Origin of the sequence: Pseudooceanicola onchidii (genome assembly GCF_004959925.1) — a bacterium.
Lineage (GTDB): Bacteria > Pseudomonadota > Alphaproteobacteria > Rhodobacterales > Rhodobacteraceae > Pseudooceanicola > Pseudooceanicola onchidii.
On the sequence record NZ_SPUW01000002.1, the window covers coordinates 884598 to 904002 of the forward strand.

At 66.6% G+C, this 19405-nt stretch carries 14 protein-coding genes; 5 read left to right on the forward strand and 9 right to left on the reverse strand.

The annotated features are described in order from the left end of the window. Positions 1–62: 62 nt before the first annotated feature. From E4S58_RS12275 to E4S58_RS12305, 7 genes are all read right to left on the reverse strand, one after another. On the reverse strand, positions 63–1580 hold the full coding sequence (locus E4S58_RS12275; RefSeq protein ID WP_136636680.1) for an ABC transporter ATP-binding protein: 1518 nt from the start codon (positions 1578–1580) through the stop codon (positions 63–65). Continuing rightward, the gene (gene xdhC / locus E4S58_RS12280) at positions 1577–2509 is read right to left on the reverse strand and encodes a xanthine dehydrogenase accessory protein XdhC (protein WP_240789541.1); all 933 of its coding nucleotides are present in this window, start codon (positions 2507–2509) and stop codon (positions 1577–1579) included. The genes E4S58_RS12275 and xdhC overlap by 4 nt, the downstream gene beginning before the upstream one ends. Next, the gene (gene xdhB, locus E4S58_RS12285) at positions 2502–4937 is read right to left on the reverse strand and encodes a xanthine dehydrogenase molybdopterin binding subunit (protein ID WP_136636682.1); all 2436 of its coding nucleotides are present in this window, start codon (positions 4935–4937) and stop codon (positions 2502–2504) included. Before xdhB ends, xdhC begins: the two co-directional genes overlap by 8 nt. 157 nt (positions 4938–5094) lie before the next feature. Continuing rightward, positions 5095–6465, reverse strand: a complete 1371-nt coding sequence (gene xdhA / locus E4S58_RS12290) for a xanthine dehydrogenase small subunit (RefSeq protein ID WP_136636683.1) — start codon at positions 6463–6465, stop codon at positions 5095–5097. A 165-nt stretch (positions 6466–6630) separates the two neighbouring features. After that, a complete protein-coding gene (locus tag E4S58_RS12295) occupies positions 6631–7386 on the reverse strand; it encodes a LamB/YcsF family protein (protein ID WP_136636684.1) in 756 nt (251 codons plus the stop codon). A gap of 1 nt (position 7387) precedes the next feature. After that, positions 7388–8401: a 5-oxoprolinase subunit C family protein gene (locus tag E4S58_RS12300; protein ID WP_136636685.1), complete on the reverse strand. Its 1014-nt coding sequence runs from the start codon at positions 8399–8401 to the stop codon at positions 7388–7390. Further along, positions 8398–9138, reverse strand: coding sequence for a 5-oxoprolinase subunit B family protein (locus tag E4S58_RS12305; protein WP_136636686.1), 741 nt, complete (start codon positions 9136–9138; stop codon positions 8398–8400). The genes E4S58_RS12300 and E4S58_RS12305 overlap by 4 nt, the downstream gene beginning before the upstream one ends. Before the next feature lie 92 nt (positions 9139–9230). On the opposite strand from E4S58_RS12305, the gene dnaE reads away from it, so the two are divergent. Further along, the gene (dnaE, locus tag E4S58_RS12310) at positions 9231–12740 is read left to right on the forward strand and encodes a DNA polymerase III subunit alpha (RefSeq protein ID WP_136636687.1); all 3510 of its coding nucleotides are present in this window, start codon (positions 9231–9233) and stop codon (positions 12738–12740) included. Here dnaE and E4S58_RS12315 read toward each other — a convergent pair. Next, complete coding sequence (locus E4S58_RS12315) at positions 12737–12931, reverse strand: SlyX family protein (protein WP_136636688.1); 195 nt, start codon at positions 12929–12931, stop codon at positions 12737–12739. The genes dnaE and E4S58_RS12315 overlap by 4 nt on opposite strands. Positions 12932–13081: 150 nt before the next feature. On the opposite strand from E4S58_RS12315, the gene hisS reads away from it, so the two are divergent. Genes hisS through hisG form a run of 3 tightly spaced genes read left to right on the forward strand, consistent with a single transcriptional unit; the run spans position 13082 to position 16379 of the window. Then, positions 13082–14566 (forward strand): histidine--tRNA ligase, encoded by a 1485-nt coding sequence (hisS, locus tag E4S58_RS12320; protein ID WP_136636689.1) that lies wholly within the window; start codon positions 13082–13084, stop codon positions 14564–14566. Then, positions 14566–15687, forward strand: coding sequence for an ATP phosphoribosyltransferase regulatory subunit (locus E4S58_RS12325; protein WP_136636690.1), 1122 nt, complete (start codon positions 14566–14568; stop codon positions 15685–15687). The genes hisS and E4S58_RS12325 overlap by 1 nt, the downstream gene beginning before the upstream one ends. Then, positions 15684–16379 (forward strand): ATP phosphoribosyltransferase, encoded by a 696-nt coding sequence (hisG, locus tag E4S58_RS12330; RefSeq protein WP_136636691.1) that lies wholly within the window; start codon positions 15684–15686, stop codon positions 16377–16379. Before E4S58_RS12325 ends, hisG begins: the two co-directional genes overlap by 4 nt. Positions 16380–16394: 15 nt before the next feature. On the opposite strand, the gene E4S58_RS12335 is transcribed toward hisG, so the two are convergent. Continuing rightward, positions 16395–16823, reverse strand: a complete 429-nt coding sequence (locus tag E4S58_RS12335) for a DUF1489 family protein (RefSeq protein ID WP_136636692.1) — start codon at positions 16821–16823, stop codon at positions 16395–16397. A 191-nt stretch (positions 16824–17014) separates the two neighbouring features. On the opposite strand from E4S58_RS12335, the gene E4S58_RS12340 reads away from it, so the two are divergent. Continuing rightward, the gene (locus tag E4S58_RS12340) at positions 17015–19285 is read left to right on the forward strand and encodes an adenosylcobalamin-dependent ribonucleoside-diphosphate reductase (RefSeq protein ID WP_136636693.1); all 2271 of its coding nucleotides are present in this window, start codon (positions 17015–17017) and stop codon (positions 19283–19285) included. Positions 19286–19405: the final 120 nt, after the last annotated feature.

Consider the following 19405-nt stretch of genomic DNA (forward strand, 5'->3'; position numbering starts at 1 on the left):
GCTTCATCTTGCCGAAAATACTCCCGCCGGAGGCGTCCGACACGTCCCGCAAGCGATCAGGATCAGCCATGGGCCACCTCCATGTCGTGGGCGCCGCCCATCATCAGTCCGATCTCGTCCACGGTCAGCCCCTTGGCCGGGCGGATGTCGCTCAGCCGGCCCTCGTTCAGCGCGGCAAACCGGTCCGAGACCTCCATGAGCTCGTCCAGGTCCTGAGAGATCACGACCACCGCCGCGCCCCCGGCTGCCAGATCAAGGATCGCCTGCCGGATCGTCGCGGCAGCCGCCGCATCGACGCCCCAGGTCGGCTGGTTGACCACCAGAACCTGCGGGTCCTGCAACACCTCTCGTCCAATGACGAATTTCTGCAGGTTGCCGCCCGACAGCGACCGCGCCGCGTTTTCCGTGCCCGGCGTGCGGACATCGAAGCGGGCGATGATCTCCTTGGCGAAATCGCGGGCGCGGCCCCAGTTGAGGAAGCCGTTGGTCGCGATCTGCCGCCGGTCGACGGCTGTCAGCGCGGCGTTTTCCGTCAGGCTCATGTCCGGGGCGGCGGCATGGCCCAGCCGTTCCTCGGGCGCGGTCAGCAGCCCCATGCGGCGGCGTTCACCCGGTCCCTTGGTGCCGATCTCGGCCCCGTCCAGCACGACCATCCCGGCGGCCGACCGCAGCTCACCCGACAGCGCGCCCAGCAGTTCGTCCTGCCCGTTGCCCGCGACACCGGCCAGCCCCAGAACCTCGCCCGCGCGCACCTCGAAGGTGATGCCCTTGAGCGATGTGCCGAACTGGCCAGGGGAGGCCACCGACAGCCCGTTCAGCGCCAGCCGCACCGCGCCGGGTTCGTTGTAGTCGCGGCTTGGCGTGTGCAGTTCCGCGCCCACCATCAGCTCGGCCATCTCACGCGCCGTGGTGTCGCGCGGGGTGCAGGTGGCGACCTTTTTGCCCAGTCGCAGGATCGTCGCCTCGTCGCAAAGCGCGCGAATTTCCTCAAGCTTGTGAGAGATATAGAGGATCGACGTGCCTTCGGATTTCAGCTTGCGCAGCGTCTCGAACAGGATCTCGACCTCTTGCGGGGTCAGCACGCTGGTCGGTTCGTCCATGATCAGCAGCTTGGGGTTCTGCAACAGGCAGCGGATGATCTCGACCCGCTGGCGTTCGCCCGCTGACAGGTCGCCGACGACGCGCCAGGGATCCAGCGGCAACCCGTATTGTTCCGACACCTCGCGGATCCGCGCGGCCAGGTCGCGCAGGGCCGGCGGGTTCGCCATGCCAAGCGCGATGTTCTCGGCCACCGTCAGCGCATCGAACAGAGAGAAATGCTGAAAGACCATCGCGACGCCCGAGGCGCGGGCCGCCTGCGGTTCGGCCGGGGCATAGGCCGCGCCCCGCATCCGCATCTCACCGCTGTCGGGCTTCACCAGGCCATAGATCATCTTGACCATGGTCGACTTGCCGGCGCCATTTTCGCCCAGAAGCGCGTGCACCTCGCCCGGCTGGATGTCAAAGGACACGTCGTCGTTGGCCACGACGCCCGGATAGGCCTTCGTCAGGCCGCGAATGGAAAGAAGCGGTTCCGTCACCCTGTCATGTCCCTTGCGGCGTCTTGGCGCGCCTGCATCTGTGTTAATAACCTTGCCGCGACGCCAACCGCAATCTCCTGTGGATGTTTGCCGAAGGCCGGATCGCCGATTGGGCAGGATATGCTGTCGATCCGGGCAGGTGCATGGCCCAGGGCGGCCAATCTAGACCGGAACCGCGCCCACTTGGTCTTCGACCCGATCACCCCCGCGCTGGCGAACCCGCGCCGCAGCACCGCGTCGCACAGCGCCAGGTCAAGCGTGTGGGAATAGGTCAGGATCAGGTGATGCGCGTCGGATGGGGCATGGGCAGCCAGGCGTTCGGGCTGCGCGGCGGGCACCACCGTCACGCCGTCCGGCACCGTGTCGGGGAACCGGTCGGCGTGGGTGTCCACCCAGGTGACCGCGACATCCGGAAGGGGGCTGATCGTCGCGACGATGGCCCGTCCCACATGGCCCGCGCCCCAGACCCAGACCTGCGTTTCGCGCCGTTCGACCGGGTCGATCAGCCAGCCGTCGATCAGCTGCGTGGCCGGGGCGGCCTTGCCGTTGCGCAGGTCCGACAGCGCGCGCCGGACGGCCAGTGGCCGAACGTCCGGCCCGTCGATCCGGCGCAGGATGATGTCTCCCTGCGGTTCGGGCAGGTGGTCGATCCGGTCGAAGACCAGCACCACCGCCCCGCCGCAGCACTGGCCAAGATCCGGGCCGAGCGTCCGGCGCATCACGCGGTTTTCGGTCAGGCCCTGCGCGGCGCGGATCGCCTCAAGCTCCAGCGCGCCACCGCCGATGGTGCCCGCGACCAGTCCCGAGGGCGCGACCAGCATCGACGCGCCGACCTCGCGCGGGGCCGATCCGCGCAGGCCCGCCACGCTCACCCGTACCAGCGGCCCGTGCCGGTCCAGCGCCGTGGCAAGGGCGCCCAGATCAACCACGGCGCACCCGGTCGACCGCCGCCAGCACCCGTTCGGGCGTGGCGGGGGCGTCCAGCGCCGGATAGCCCGGCCCGCAGGCCGCCACGGCATCCGACAGGGCCATCAGGGCGGAAATCCCCAGCATGAAGGGCGGCTCACCCACGGCCTTGGACCGATAGATCGTCTCCTCCCGGTTGGCCCCGTCCCAGAGCGCGACGTTGAAAACCTCGGGCCGGTCGCCGCAGGCGGGGATCTTGTAGGTCGAAGGCGCATGCGTCCGCAGCCGCCCGCGATCGTCCCAGACCAGTTCCTCGGTCGTCAGCCAGCCCGCGCCCTGAACATAGCCGCCCTCGATCTGGCCGATGTCCAGCGCCGGGTTCAAGGACTCGCCAACATCGTGCAGGATATCCGTCCGCAGGATCCGGTATTCGCCGGTCAGCGTGTCGATGACGACCTCGGTGCAGGCTGCGCCATGGGCAAAATAGAAGAACGGCCGACCCTGCCCGCGCTTGCGGTCCCAGGCCAGGCCGGGGGTCTTGTAGTACCCAGTGGCCGACAGGCTTACCCGGCTTTCATAGGTCAGCTGCGCGGCGCGGGCGAAACTGATCGTATCGCCGCCGACCGTGACCTCGCCTCCCGCAAAGACAACCGTGTCGGGCGCAACCTGGTGCAGTTCGGCCAGGCAGGCGGCGATCCGGTCGCGGATCGTGTCGCAGGCGATCTTCACCGCCATGCCGTTCAGATCCGACCCCGAAGACGCCGCCGTGGCCGAGGTGTTGGGCACCTTGCTAGTGTCGGTGGCGGTGACCTTCACGACCTCCATCCCGACGCCAAAGGCCTGCGCCGCCACCTGCGCGACCTTCTGGTAGAGGCCTTGCCCCATCTCGGTGCCGCCGTGGTTCACCTGTACCGACCCGTCCTGGTAGACATGCACAAGCGCGCCCGCCTGGTTCAGATGGGTGAGCGTGAAGGAGATCCCGAACTTCACCGGCGTCAGCGCGATCCCGCGCTTCAGCACCGGCTGGGTCGCGTTCCAGTCGGCCACCTTCGCCCGCCGCGCCGCATAGTCGGACTGGTCGGCCAGCCTCTCGGTCATCGCATTCAGGATGAAATCCGTCACCGCCATCCCGTAGGGCGTGGTCTGGCCCGAGGCCTCGGCCACGACCACACGATTCAGCTCATCCGGTCCGCCGCGTGATGTCAGGTCGGCCTCTTTCTTTTTGCCGGAAATATCCTCGGGGGGCGGTGACGATCCAAGGGATCGTTGCGGGGGGGCAGACGGCCCCCCCTCCGTCGCGTCCTCCGCCATGTCGGTATAATAGTTCGCCCGGCGAACCTTCAGCGGATCCAGACCCAGGGCGTGGGCGACATGATCCATCACCCGTTCGATCCCGACCATGCCCTGCGGCCCGCCGAAGCCACGAAAGGCGGTGGCGGAACAGGTGTTGGTCTTGAGCCGGTGACTTTCGATCCGCACGTGATCCAGAAGGTAGGCGTTGTCGGCATGCAGCATCGCGCGGTCCGCGACGGGCAGGGACAGGTCCTGGCTCCAGCCGCAGCGCATCAGGTGGCGGAAATCCACGCCCGTCAGGCGGCCCAGATCGTCGAACCCCGCGCGATAGTCGATCCGCAGGTCATGCCGCTTTCCGGTGATGACCATGTCGTCGTCGCGGTCATAGCGCATCCGGCAGGGGCGCCCCGTGGCGCGCGCGGCGACCGAACACGCGACGGCCAGCGCGTTGCCCTGGCTTTCCTTGCCGCCGAACCCGCCGCCCATGCGCCGCATCTCGACCCGGACGGCGTGCATCGGCAGGCCAAGCGCCTCGGCCACCTTGTGCTGGATCTCGGTCGGGTGCTGGGTCGAGCTGTGCACGACCATCTCTCCGCCGTCCTGCGGCAGGGCCAGCGCGGCCTGACCTTCGAGGTAGAAATGCTCCTGCCCGCCGACCTCCATCGTGCCCTCGACGCGGTGCGGGGCGCGGGCGATGGCGTCTGCGGCCGCGCCCTTGGACCAGATCACGGGCCCGTCCTCGAACCGGCTGTCGGCCGCCAGTGCCTCGTCCACCGTCAGGATCGGCGTCTCTTCGGTGATGTCGAAGGTGGCCAGCCGGGCGGCCTTGCGCGCGGCAAGGTGCGAGGTCGCGACGACCAGGAATACCGGCTGTCCGACGAAATGCACGCGGTCGGTGGCCAGCAGCGGTTCGTCATGGATCGAGGGCGAGACGTCGTTGGCGAAGGGCAGGTCGTCCGCACACATAACGGCAACCACGCCCGGCGCGGCGCGGACCTTTGTCAGGTCGACCCCGTTCAGAACCCCGCGCGCCACAGTCGACAGGCCGAAGGCCAGGTGCAGCGTGTTCGCGGGGGCGGGGATGTCGTCGACATAGCGCGCGGCGCCGGTGACATGCAGCGGCGCGGTGTCGTGGGGGAGGGGTTTTCCGACGCTCATGCCCGCACCTCCAGTCCGGTGGTTGCGGATCCGGCGGGAAGGGCCGCGCCGACTCGAGGGGGGCGCGAAAGCGCCACCCAGTGGGGCGGGGCGGCGCTGCCCGGCGTGTGCGCCGGGCGGGACGCATGATCGAGGTTTCGACAGGGGATCACGTTGCTCATGCCCGCACCTCCCGCACGTTGGTCGCAGCGCCCTGAGCTTCCAGCCAGTACCGGCGCAGCATGTTGCGCGCAGCGGCAAGGCGGTAGTCGGCCGAGGCGCGCATGTCCGACATGGGCGCAAAATCCTTGCTCCATTCCGGTGCGGCGCGGGCCAGCGCGGCCTCGTCGAAGGGCTGGCCGATCAGCGCGGCCTCGACATGGGCGGCCCGTTTGGGGATGCCCGCCATGCCGCCAAAGGCGATGCGGGCACCGGTCACGATGCCGCCCTCCACGCTCAGGTTGAAGCACCCCAGCACGGCCGAGATGTCCTGATCGAAGCGTTTCGACAGCTTGTAACAGGCCAGCCGCTGCGCGTGTTTCGGGATCGTCACGGCCTCGACGAATTCACCCGGCGCGCGGTCCTGCTTGCCGTAGTCGAGGAAGAAATCCTCGATCGGCATTTCACGGCGCGTGTCGCCGTGGCGCAGGTGCAGCGTCGCGCCCAGGGCGATCAGCGCGGGCGGGTTGTCCCCGATCGGCGATCCGTTGGCGATGTTGCCGCCGATCGTCGCGGCCTGTCGGACCTGTTCCGACCCATAGCGCGTGACCATCGCGGCATAGCTGGGGTGATGGGCCTTCAGCGTTGGCAGCAGTTCGGCCATGGTGACCGCCGCGCCGATGCGGAGGGTGTCCGCTCCGCTTTCGATCCGTTTCAGGTCCGCGCAGCGGTTGGTGAAAATCACGCGGTCCAGCTGCCGCAACTGCTTGGTCACCCAAAGCCCGACATCCGTGGCGCCGCCGATCAGCGTGGCATCGGGCTGGGCGGCATAGATCGCCGCCAGTTCGTCCGAGGATTCGGGCGCGAGGGTCGAGGCTGCGACCTCGGGTGGCGTATCGGTCAGCCAGTCGGGGATCGCCGCGCCCTCTGCCGCCTGCGCCGCGCGCACGATCGGGGCGTAGCCGGTGCAGCGGCACAGGTTGCCCGCCAGTACGGTGTCGTGATCCTTGCGCCCCGTCATATGTGCGGTCACCATCGAGGCGATGAACCCCGGCGTGCAGAAGCCGCATTGCGATCCGTGCTGGTCGACCATGGCCTGCTGAACCGGGTGCATCTGGCCATCCGGACCCGCCATGCCTTCGACCGTTCGCACCGATTTGCCGTGCAGCTGCGGCAGAAACAGGATGCAGGCGTTCAGGGCCTTCACCCCCTGCGGGCTGTCGGGATCGGTCACCATCACGGTGCAGGCGCCGCAATCGCCTTCGTTGCAGCCCTCCTTGGTGCCGGTCAGGCCGCGCTGGTCGCGCAGGTATTGCAGAAGTGTCGTGGTCGGCGCGACCTCGGGGGAGAGGTCGACGCGGTCTCCGTTCAGGTGAAAGGAGATGGTCATGTGCGTTGTCCGCCGCCTTACCCCGTTGGACCCTTGTGCCCGGTTCGATGCGGCGTAGAGCCGGGCGGTCTTCCGGCATACAGGAAAGCGGGTGGCGGGACGCATTGCAAGCAAATGCTGAAAAAACCGGCGCTGACCGGACGGCATCTGCCTGCGTCTTGGGCGTCAGAGCTTTTGCAGCGTGACCCCTGTCGCGGCCAGCGCATCCCGCACGGCCTGAGCGATTTCAATGGCTTCGGGCGTGTCGCCGTGGCAGCAGATGGTGTCGATCCGGGTCGGGACGCGTTTGCCGCTGTCGGTGATGATCGCGCCTTCGCGCACCATCTCGGCCATGCGCCGACCGGCCGTCGCCGCATCGTGGATCACCGCGCCGGGCAGGGATCGGTCCACCAGAGTGGCGTCGTCGTTGTAGGCGCGGTCGGCAAAGATCTCTCCGGCCCAGGTCAGCCCAAGCTCTTCGCAGGCGCGCTGCTGCGCGGTCCCCGCAAGGGTCATGATGACGATGCCGGGTTGGGCCTTTTCCGCTGCGGCATAGCAGATCCGGGCCATCTCGATATCCTCCGACGCCATGTTCGACAGCGCGCCATGCAATTTCAGGTGTCGGATGTCGCCGCCCACCACCCGCGCCATCGCCTGCGCCGCGCCCAGCTGGTAGGTGATCATGTTGGTCAGCTCTTCGCCCGACAGCTTGATCCGGCGACGGCCGAACCCCTGCAGATCGGCGAACCCCGGATGCGCGCCCAGCCCGACGCCCCGGTCCAGCGCCAGACGCATGGTGCGTGCCATCACGTCCGCATCGCCCGCGTGGAACCCGCAGGCGATATTGGCCGAGGTCACGACGTCGAGGATCCCCGCGTCGTTGCCCATGATCCAGGGCCCGAAGCTTTCGCCCATGTCCGCGTTCAGATCGACCGTCTTCATCCTATCCGTCCTCTTCATCGCCGCGGATCACCCCGCCGATCAACTGGTAGGCCAGAAGGTCGGGGATGTCATGCGGATCGCGGCGCAGCGGCCGGACCGCCTTGCGCAGCGCCTTCAGCTGGTCGGCGTCGGACCGCCAGAGGGCATCTGCGTCGGCCACGGTGATGTCGGTGAACCGCAGGTCGGCGCCGGGGGTGGCCTGCGCCACGCGGGGCAGGTCGGCGGAGATCACCGTGCCGATCCGGGGATAGCCGCCCATGGTCTGGCATTCGGTCATCAGGATGTAGGGGATGCCGTCGCCGGTCATCTGCACGTCACCGGGCTGGATGATGTCAGAGGCCAGATCGCTCGTGTTGCTGGCAAAGGGTGCGCCGTCGAAGTCAAGCCGCACGCCCTGCCGGTTCCCGGTCCGTGACCGGGTGAAGGCGGTCGTGAACAGTCGGTCGCGGGTGGCATCGTCGAACAGCCCGGTCTGCGGGCCAGGCATCAGGCGCAGGGCACCGCCGCTGAACCGGTCTTCGGGGGCGATCGTCACGGGCGGCGCGTCGGTGTCCGGATCCGCGCCGATCGGCAGCGTATCCCCGGACTGCAGCAACCGCCCGATGCCAACGGTCAGATGCGCCGCGCGGCTGCCCATGACCGGATCGGTGGCGATGCCGCCCGCGGGGGTGAGGTAGCCATAGACGCCGGCACGCGCCGGGCCGATGGTCAGACGGTCGCCGGGGTCAAGCCGCAGGGTCGTGTTCCACTGCACGGGCTGGCCGTTCAGACTGGCCTGCATCTTGGCGCCGGTCAGGGCGATGCGGGTGGGGGCCGTGGTGCTGACCTCCGCCCCCATCATGGCCATTTCCAGTGCGGGAACGGGGGCGGTCAGCCCCAGCAGCGCCGCGGCCTCCTGCAGGGCCAGGCGGTCAGCGGCGCCCCCGCGCGACAGCCCCTCGGCCAGGCGTCCCGGGCGGCCCATGTCCTGCACGGCGACGCCGGGGCCGCAGCGATGCAGCGTCAGGCCCGTCATCGCAGCACCTCGCATCGCGCGCCGCCAAGTCCGCCGGGGTTGTCGGCCTCAAACGCGGCCAGATCCGCCGGGGTCATCGCCGCAAGGCGGATCTCGTCCCCGGCCTGCAAGGGCGTCGCCGGATCTCGGTGCACGTCGAAGCCATGAAAGGCGGACTGTCCGATATGACGCCAGCCGGTCGGCGTGGCGTTGGTGAAGATGATCAGCTGACGCACCGCAGCGACCAGCGCGCCGCGCGGCACATCCGGTGTGATCTGGGGCAGGCGGGGCACGTCCCACTGCGGCGGCAGCAGGCCCATGTAGGGCAGGCCGGGGGCGAAACCGATGGCCAGGACACGCAGTGGCGCCTCCAGCAGCGCCTGTCGGGCGGCGTCGGGCGACAGCCCTGCCGCTTTGGCCATGTCGTTGAATTGCGGGCCTTTATCGCCGCCGATCACCACGGGGATCGTCCAGCGCCGCAGGGGCGGCGGCAGGGCGGCCGAGGCCAGGTCGGTCGCGTCGATGATCCGCTGCACCTCGGTCACCACCTCGGCCCGGGTGACGCGCGCCGGGTCGAACCGCACGAAGACCGAGGTCAGCGATCCCGCGATCTCCTCGACCCCCGGGGGGGCTGCGGTCTCGATCGCGCGGCGCAGCATCTGGACCGCCCCGACCGTCGCTTCGGCCGGGGTCAGGCCCAGCCGGATCAACAGGCCATCGGGTCCATGCGGCAGGATTTCAGGGGGGATCGGGGTCATGCGGTATCTCGTGTCTTGCGCCAAGATCGTCGAGACAGAAAGTGAGTGCAACCGGTGTTCCCTTGCCCCGGCGCACGCGGTAGCGTCGCGACATGAGTGATCCGCGATTCATCCACCTCCGCACCCATACCGAATATTCGCTTCTGGAAGGCGCCGTCCGGCTGAAAAAGCTGCCGGGCATTTGCAAGGCCGCCGGAATGCCGGCGGTGGCGGTGACGGACACGAATTCGATGTTCTGCGCGCTGGAATTTGCCGTCGGCGCCAGCGGAGAGGGCGTGCAGCCGATCATGGGGTGTCAGGTTGATCTGACATATCTGACAACCCAGCCCGGAGAGAAACCCAAACCCCCTGCGCCCGTGGTGCTGCTGGCGCAAACCGAGGTCGGGTATGAAAACCTGATGCGGTTGTCGTCGTGCCTTTACGTCGACAACGCCGGTCAGTTGCCCCAGGTCTCGATGGAAGAGCTGGAAGAGTTCTCGGCCGGTTTGATCTGCCTGTCGGGCGGGGCGCTTGGTCCGGTCGGTATGCTGCTTCAGGCTGGGCAACGCCCGGCGGCGCAGGCGTTGATGGACCGGCTCAAGGGGATTTTCGCGGATCGTCTTTACGTGGAACTTCAACGGCACCCCGGCGAAAAAGGCCTGCCCGAGGCCGAACGCACGACCGAGCGCGGCTTTGTCGAGATGGCCTACGCGATGGAGCTGCCGCTGGTCGCCACAAACGACGTCTACTTCCCGAAGGAAGAGATGTACGAGGCCCATGACGCGCTGATCTGCATTGCCGAGGGCGCCTATGTCGACCAGCAGGAAGACCGCCGCCGCCTGACGCCGCAGCATTACTTCAAGTCGCCCGAGGAAATGGCGACGCTGTTTGCAGACATTCCTGAAGCGATCGAAAATACCGTCGAGATTGCCAAACGCTGCGCCTTCATGACCTATCGGCGCGACCCGATCCTGCCGAAGTTCGCCGATGACGAGGTCGCGGAATTGCGGCGCATGGCCAACGAAGGCCTGCAGGCGCGTCTGGCGGTGATCCCCCATGCGGTGACGCCCGAGGAATACCAGGAACGGCTGGATTTCGAACTTGGCATCATCGAGGGCATGGGCTTTCCCGGCTACTTCCTGATCGTTGCGGACTTCATCCAGTGGGCCAAGGATCACGACATCCCCGTCGGCCCGGGGCGGGGGTCGGGTGCGGGGTCTCTGGTGGCCTACGCGCTGACGATCACCGACCTGGATCCGCTGCGCTATTCCCTTCTGTTCGAACGGTTTTTGAACCCCGAACGGGTGTCGATGCCCGACTTCGACATCGACTTCTGCATGGACCGCCGCGAAGAGGTGATCCGCTACGTGCAGGAGAAATACGGCCGCGACAAGGTGGGCCAGATCATCACCTTCGGTGCGCTTCTGTCGAAGGCGGCCGTGCGCGACATCGGCCGCGTTCTGCAGATGCCCTATGGGCAGGTCGACCGCCTGTCGAAGATGATTCCGGTCGAAGGCGTCAAGCCCGTGTCGATCCAGCAGGCGCTGATCCAGGAAGAACGCCTGCGCGCCGAAGCGAAAACCGAAGAGGTCGTCGACCGGTTGCTGCAATACGGCATGCAGGTCGAGGGACTGTTGCGCAACGCCTCGACCCACGCGGCGGGCGTCGTGATCGGCGACCGGCCCCTGGATCGGTTGGTGCCGCTGTATCAGGATCCCCGGTCGGACATGCCGGCCACCCAGTTCAACATGAAGTGGGTCGAACAGGCGGGTCTGGTCAAGTTCGACTTCCTTGGTCTGAAAACCCTGACGGTCATTCAGAACGCAATCGAACAGATCCACGCGGGCGGGCGCGACCTGCATGTCTCGGCTGACGGTTCTGTAATCTATGAACCGCCTGCCGGGGCGGAGAACGAGATCAACGCCATCCCGCTGGATGACGAGAAGACGTACGACCTTTATTCCGCGGCCAAGACGGTTGCGGTGTTTCAGGTTGAAAGCTCGGGCATGATGGATGCGCTCAAGCGCATGAAGCCGACCTGCATCGAAGACATCGTGGCGCTTGTCGCGCTTTATCGGCCCGGCCCGATGGAGAACATCCCGACCTATTGCGAGGTCAAGAACGGCCTGCGTCAGATCGAATCCGTCCACCCCCTTATCGACCATATCCTCGAGGAAACTCAGGGAATTATCGTCTATCAGGAACAGGTGATGCAGATCGCGCAGGAGATGGCGGGCTACACGCTTGGCGGCGCGGACCTGCTGCGCCGCGCCATGGGCAAGAAGATCAAGGAGGCGATGGACGCCGAACGCCCGAAATTCGAAAAGGGCGCGGGCGAGAACGGGGTGGACGCCAAGAAGGCGTCAGAAGTTTTCGACCTTTTGGAAAAGTTCGCAAACTACGGTTTCAACAAGTCGCACGCGGCGGCCTATGCGGTGGTGTCCTACCAGACGGCTTGGCTCAAGGCGAACCATCCGGTCGAGTTCATGGCGGGCGTCATGAACTGCGATATCCATCTGACGGAAAAGCTCGCCACCTATTTCGAAGAGGTGAAAAAGGCGCTCAAGCTGCCCTATGTGCCGCCCTGCGTGAACCGTTCGGACGCGTCGTTCAAGGTGGTTGACGGGGCGCTGGTCTATGCGCTGGGTGCCCTGAAGAACGTCGGCCTGGACGCCATGCGGCTGGTGGTTGAAGGTCGGCGGGACGGGGATTCCGAGAAGCCCTTCGTCAACCTCTACGACTTCGCGCGGCGGGTCGAATTGAAGAAGGTCGGCAAGCGGCCGCTTGAGATGCTGGCCCGTGCCGGCGCCTTTGACGAGATCGACACGAACCGCCGCCGCGTCTTCGACAGCCTGGACGCGCTGGTGCAATATTCGGCAGCGATCTGGGAACAGAAGACCTCGAACCAGGTGTCGTTGTTTGGGGACGCGGGGGAGGATCTTCCGGAGCCGCGCCTGTCGCCGGTGCAGGATTGGCTGCCCGCCGAACGTCTGGCCGAGGAATTCCGGGCTATCGGTTTCTACCTGTCGGGCCATCCGCTGGACGACTATGCCGGCGCGCTGAAACGCAAGGATGTCAAAACCCTGGACGAGGTCGCGCAGCTGGCGCAGGGTGGGCCTTTGGTCGCCAAGATCGCCGGGATCGTATCGGGCCGACAGGAGCGGAAATCGGCGCGGGGCAACCGGTTTGCCTTTGTTCAGGCGTCGGACACGACCGGGGCTTATGAGTGTACAGTCTTTTCTGACACGCTCGAAGCCAGCCGCGATCACCTTGATGCGGGCTCCATGGTCGTGATCACGGTCGAGGCGACGATGGAAAGCGATCAGCTCAAGCTGTTGGCGCGGGGCATTGCGCCGCTGGACACCATCGTGGCGGACGCCGGAGGCATCGGGCTCAAGATTTTCATCGAGTCGCCTGAAGCCATCGCAATGGTTGCCGAAGTTCTTGAAAACGCGACCAAAGCCGCCGCGCGTGTTGCAGGTGGGCCGGTCAGTTTCTGCATCATGGGCCCGGACCTGCCGGGCGAGGTCGAGATCGATTCCGGGGCCGAATTCCCGGTGACGCCACAGATCAAGGGCGCGATCAAAAGCCTGAACGGGGTGATGGCGGTCGAAGAGATCTAGTAGTGCGGCGGGCGTTCGTCGCCTATGACGACCCCGCCTTCCTGCGACGCCTCGCGTTCCGCTTCCCGTTCCATCAGAAGCTGGACGCGACGTGTCAGCATGGCGATCTCGCGGTCCTGCCGCGCGATGGTGTCCGACAGGTCGTCGATGGCCCGTTCCAGATGGGCGATGCGTTCTTCGTGTTCACTCATGGTCCCGAACCCCCTGTCGCGATGCCTTGTCGCTGGCCCATAGGTGGACCGAAGGCGCGCGCGGCGCAAGGGTGCACCCGCGCTAAGCCTTGCCGCGACGCAGGCCATGGGCTAGACCCCGCCGCGAGCCAAACCACGTAAGGGTCCGACATGGCGAAGGTCAAGAAAACCCCGCGCCCCAAGGCTGAAACGCCCAAGGGGTTCCGCGATTATTTCGGCGCGCAGGTGACCGAGCGGACGGAGATGCTGACCCGCATTGCCGGGGTCTATCATCGCTACGGCTTCGATGCGCTGGAAAGCTCGGCGGTGGAAACCGTTGAGGCGCTTGGCAAATTCCTGCCGGACGTGGATCGCCCGAACGAAGGTGTCTTTGCCTGGCAAGAGGCGGACGAGGGCGACAAGGGCGACTGGCTGGCGCTGCGCTACGATCTGACGGCGCCGCTGGCCCGCGTCTATGCGCAGCACCGTAACGATTTGCCGACACCTTTTCGGCGCTATGCCATGGGGCCTGTCTGGCGCAACGAAAAGCCCGGACCGGGGCGGTTTCGGCAGTTCTATCAATGTGATGCGGATACGGTCGGCACGGCGAGCGTGGCGGCGGATGCCGAGATCTGCGCAATGCTGGCCGATTGCCTGGAAGAGGTCGGGATCCCGCGCGGCGACTACATCGTCCGGGTCAACAACCGCAAGGTTCTGAACGGCGTGCTCGAGGCCATGGGCGTGTCGGACGCCGGGCAGCAGGCTGACGTCCTGCGCACCATCGACAAGTTCGACAAGGTGGGCGAGGCCGGGGTGCGAGAACTGCTTGGCAAGGGGCGGCTGGACGCCTCGGGCGCCTATATCGACGGGGTCGGGCTGGACGCGGCGCAGGCCGAACCGGTCATCGCCTTCCTGACGTCCAAGGGCGCGACCGTCGCCGAAACGCTGGCGAACCTGCGCGCTGCGATCGGGGACAGCCCCGTGGGCGCCGACGGCGTGTCCGAGCTGGAACAGATCGCCGACCTGCTGGCGGCCGGCGGCTATGGCCCCGACCGGATCGAGATTGATCCGTCGGTCGTGCGGGGCCTTGGCTATTACACAGGGCCGGTGTTCGAAGCCGAGCTGACCTTTGAAATTCTTGATGAAAAGGGTCGCAAGCGGCAGTTCGGGGCGGTCGCGGGCGGGGGGCGTTACGATGACCTCGTGGCGCGGTTCACCGGGCAGCAGGTGCCGGCCGTCGGTGTCTCGATCGGGGTGGATCGTCTGTTGGCGGCGCTGCGCGAAAAGGGCCGCATCGGGACGCAGGACCAGGGGCCGGTGGTGGTCACGGTGATGGATCGCGACCGGATGGCGGATTACCAGGCGATGGTGGCCGAGCTGCGGGCGGCAGGCATCCGGGCCGAGGTCTATCTGGGCAACCCCAAGAACTTCGGCAACCAGCTGAAGTATGCGGACAAGCGGAACTCTCCGGCGGCCGTGATCGAGGGGGGCGAGGAAAAGGCGCGGGGCGTCGTGCAGGTGAAAGACCTGATCCTGGGCAAGATCATTGCCGAAAACGCGACGCTTGAGGAATGGAAGGAACGTCCGTCCCAAGCCGAAATTCCGCGCGATCAGTTGGTTCCGCACATTCAGAAGCTTCTGAAAGGGCAGGGCTGATGCCTTTGTGGCAGGGGCATTCGCCCGAAACGCGGGCCGAGGTGAAGACCTGCGCCGCCCGTCTGCGCGCCGGGTTCGAAGCCGCAGGTGCGGCCCCGGTGGAATGCCCGATCCTGTTGCCGGCCGACACGCTTCTGGACCTGTACGGCGAAGACATCCGGGCGCGGGCCTACGTCACTTCGGACGCGCTGCGCGGCGAACAGATGATGCGCCCCGACTTCACCGTCCCGGTGGTCGAGATGCACATGAACGGCGGCGCCGAACCCGCACGCTACACCTATTCCGGAGAGGTCTTTCGCCGCCAGGAAGAGGACGAATCCCGGGCCAACGAATACCTGCAGGTCGGGGTCGAGGTCTTTGACGGATCCGATCCGGCGGCGGCGGATGCCGAGGTGTTCGCGCTTGTGCGGGCCGCGACCGAGGGGTTGAACCTGCGGGCGGCAACCGGCGACATCGGCATCTTGCTGGCCGCGGTGGCGGGGCTTGAGACCAGCGCGACCCGCAAGGCGGCGCTGATGCGGCACATCTGGCGGCCGCGCCGGTTCAAGGCGCTGCTTGACCGGTTCTCGGGCCGGACCCCGGTGCCGCCGTCGCGCCTTGCCCTGTTGTCAGCCGACAATCCGCTGGACGCGGCCGGGCCGCAGATTGGTCTGCGCGGTCGTGCCGAGGTCGAGGCGCGGATCGCCGCGCTGAAGGCGGATGCGGATACCGCGCCCCTGTCGGACAAGCAGGTCGGGTTGATCGACGCCATCCTCGAGGTGCGCGAAACGCTGCCCTACGCGCTGACCCGGTTGCGCGACATCGCCATCGACATGCCCGCGATTTCCCCGGCTGTGGAAGGGGTTGCCGCCCGCGCCGCCGCGCTGGACGCCCGCGGCGTGGACATCGAGGCGCTGGATTTCGAAGCCGCCTATGGCCGCACCCACATGGAATATTACGACGGCTTCGTCTTTGGCCTTTATGCCGGCAGCCGCCCCGATCTGCCCCCCGTGGCGACCGGCGGGCGGTATGATGCGCTGACGCGGATCCTTGGCCAGCGGGCCGGGCGTCCGGATGGCATTCCGGCGGTCGGCGCGGTGGTGCGTCCCGGGCTGGTCGTCGAACTGGAGGCCGAGGCATGAGCGTGAAGCTGGGCGTGCCCTCCAAGGGGCGGCTGATGGAGAAGACCTTCGACTGGTTCGGGCAGCACGGCATCGTGCTGGGGCGCGCCGGGTCGGAACGTGAATATGCCGGCAAGGTCGACGGGATCGACGGGGTCGAATTGATCATGCTGTCCGCCGGAGAGATCCCGCGCGAACTGGCCGCCGGACGGATCCACCTGGGCGTCACCGGCACGGATCTGGTGCGCGAAAAGCTGGCCGGGTGGGATCAGCGGGTCGAGGAACTGGCCGAGCTGGGCTTCGGTCACGCCGACCTGATCCTCGCCGTGCCGCAGGCCTGGGTCGACGTCGATCTGCTGGATGACCTCGATGCGGTGGCCTCGGCCTTCCGGGCGGCGCACGGGTTCCGGCTTCGGATCGCGACCAAGTACCACCGGCTGGTGCGGGATTACCTGCGCGATCATGGGGTTGCGGACTATCAGCTTGTCGACAGCCAGGGCGCGACCGAAGGCACCGTGAAGAACGAAACCGCCGAGGCGATCGCCGACATCACCTCGACCGGGGAAACCTTGCGGGCCAACCATCTCAAGATCCTGGGCGAAGAGCCGATCCTGAGGTCGCAGGCCACGCTGTTCCGGTCCCGCCGGGCCGAGATGTCGGCCGAGGATCGGCAGGTGCTGGCGCTGTTGCTGGACCGGCTGGGGCTGGACTGACCGGCCGTCGGCCCCTCAAAGCACCCCGATATCCGCCAGTGCCTTGGACAGGTCGGGGGGCAGGGTGTCTTCGCTTTGGCGTGATTTCGACAGGTCCGGCGGGGCGTCGCCCTCGGCCAGATAGCGCCATCCCTGGAACGGGCGGCGCGGTGTGGCGGCGGTCGTGTGCAGCTCGGGGTCGAGCAGCAGCGCGCAGTGACGGGTGCCGTCCGATCCGATGACCTCGTCCAGGCGCAGGACGCGCTGGCGGGCCTGGATGAACCCCTTGATCACCCAGTAGATCGACCCGCCGTCCAGCAGCTCGGCCTCGCGCTTGGGCCACATGCGGGTGACATGGCGCGGGTTGCCGTCGCTGGCCTGGGCGCGACGGGTGGCCTGCCAGGCGGCCAGCTGGTCCACCGATTCCGTACCGACAGACAGCTTGATAAGGTGTACTTTCGCCATGCTTACCCTATATCTTGTGGTAATCCCGGTTCGGTTACCTTATATCTGCGATCCCGGCGCGTCCAGCAAGTCAACAAGACGTGTCATTTACCTTTGGCCCACAGGCGATATGGATGCCGCCGGTGAAGGCCGGTAGAGACTGCCCGCCCGCAATGCTAACCTGTGAGTCCCATTTGCCCGAGGATCATGCCATGACCCGCTTTGCCGCCCCCATTGCCGAACAGGTTTGGGATATGAAGTACCGGCTGAAAGAGGCCGACGGCACCCCCGTCGATCGGTCCATCGAAGACAGCTGGCGCCGCATCGCGCGGGCCCTGGCCGAGGTCGAGGACGACACGGCCAAGTGGGAAGACACCTTCTATGCCGCGCTTGAGGATTTCAAGTTCCTGCCCGCCGGGCGCATCACCGCCGGGGCCGGCACGGGGCGCAAGGTGACGCTGTTCAACTGTTTCGTCATGGGAACGGTGCCGGACGACATGGGCGGCATCTTCGACATGTTGAAAGAAGCCGCGCTGACCATGCAGCAGGGCGGGGGGATCGGGTACGATTTCTCGACCATCCGGCCCAAGGGCGCGGCGGTGGCGGGCGTGGCGGCGGATGCCTCGGGCCCGCTGTCGTTCATGGACGTCTGGGACGCGATGTGCCGCACGATCATGTCGGCTGGATCGCGCCGGGGCGCGATGATGGCGACGATGCGCTGCGATCACCCGGATATCGAATCCTTCATCGGCGCGAAATCCGACCCCGCCCGCCTGCGCATGTTCAACATGTCGGTCCTGGTGACCGACCCGTTCATGGAGGCGGTGAAGGCCGACGGGCCCTGGGATCTGGTCTTCGACGGCAAGGTCTATCACACGCTTCAGGCGCGTGATCTGTGGAACCGGATCATGCAGGCGACCTATGACTATGCCGAACCGGGCGTGATCTTCATCGATCGGATCAACAAGGCCAACAACCTGAACTACTGCGAAACCATCGCCGCGACGAACCCTTGTGGCGAACAGCCCCTGCCGCCCTATGGCGCCTGCCTGCTCGGCTCGGTGAACCTCGCCCGGCTGGTGACCGCGCCGTTCACGGACGCGGCGGAACTGGACCCCGAGGCGCTGGACCAGCTGGTGCGCGTGGCCATCCGGATGATGGACAACACGGTCGATGCGTCGAAATTCCCGCTCGAGGCGCAGGCGCGCGAGGCCGAGGCCAAGCGCCGGATCGGTCTGGGTGTCACCGGGCTGGCCGATGCGCTGTTGATGCTGGGGCTGCGCTATGGATCGGACGAGGCCGCTGCGCAGACCGAGGAGTGGATGCGGGCGATTGCGCGGGCGGCCTATCTGGCGTCGGTCGATCTGGCGAAGGAAAAGGGGGCCTTTCCGCTCTTTGACCGCGACGCCTATCTGGCGTCGGGCACCATGCAGATGATGGACGAGGACGTGCGCGCCGCCGTGGCAGACCATGGCATCCGCAATGCGCTGCTGACCTCGATTGCGCCGACGGGCACGATTTCGCTTTACGCGGGCAACGTGTCCTCGGGGATCGAGCCGGTCTTTGCCTATGAATACACCCGCAAGGTGCTGCAGAAGAACGGCAGCCGGACCGAAGAGAAGGTCGTCGATTACGCCGTGCAGATGTGGAAGGAACTGAAGGGCGACGCGCCGCTTCCCGACCATTTCGTCAACGCCCAGACGCTGGCCCCGCTTGAGCACGTCAAGATGCAGGCGGCGGCGCAGAAATGGGTGGATTCGTCGATCTCCAAGACGATCAACTGCCCCGAGGACATCAGCTTCGAGGCGTTCAAGGACGTCTACATGGAAGCCTACGAGACGGGCTGCAAGGGCTGCACCACCTACCGTCCGAACGATGTGACGGGGTCGGTGTTGTCGGTCGAATCCAACAAGGAAGACGCACCCGCGCCGATGCCGGTGGAAGGGGGCGACGTCATCCACCTGCAGGATCCGCTGGACCGGCCGCAGACGCTGGAAGGCAATACCTACAAGCTCAAGTGGCCCGACAGTGAGCATGCCATCTATCTGACGATCAACGACATTATCGTCGGCGGACGGCGGCGGCCCTTCGAGGTCTTCATCAATTCGAAGAACATGGAGCACTTCGCCTGGACCGTGGCGCTGACCCGCATGATCTCGGCCGTGTTCCGGCGCGGGGGCGACGTGTCCTTCGTGGTCGAGGAATTGAAGGCCGTCTTCGACCCGCGCGGCGGGGCGTGGATCAAGGGCAAGTACATCCCTTCAATCCTGGCGGCGATCGGCGGCGTGATCGAAACCCACCTGATCGCGATCGGGTTCATCGAAGGCGAGGGCACGGGGCTCAAGACCGACCCGACCGCCAAGGTCGTCGGGCTGGAGTCCGGCAACCGGGGCAAGGCCTGCCCGTCCTGCGGCCAGTATTCGATGATGATGGTCGAAGGCTGCATGACCTGTTCGTCCTGCGGCCATTCAAAGTGCGGCTGACGGCAGACCGTCCGATTTGACCTTCGACAGACCGGCGCCCCTGTCAGCGGCGGGCGCCGCGTCGCTTCCAGCGCCTGCAGACCTCTCCTCAGTTGATTTTTTCCGCGCGATAAGAAACTG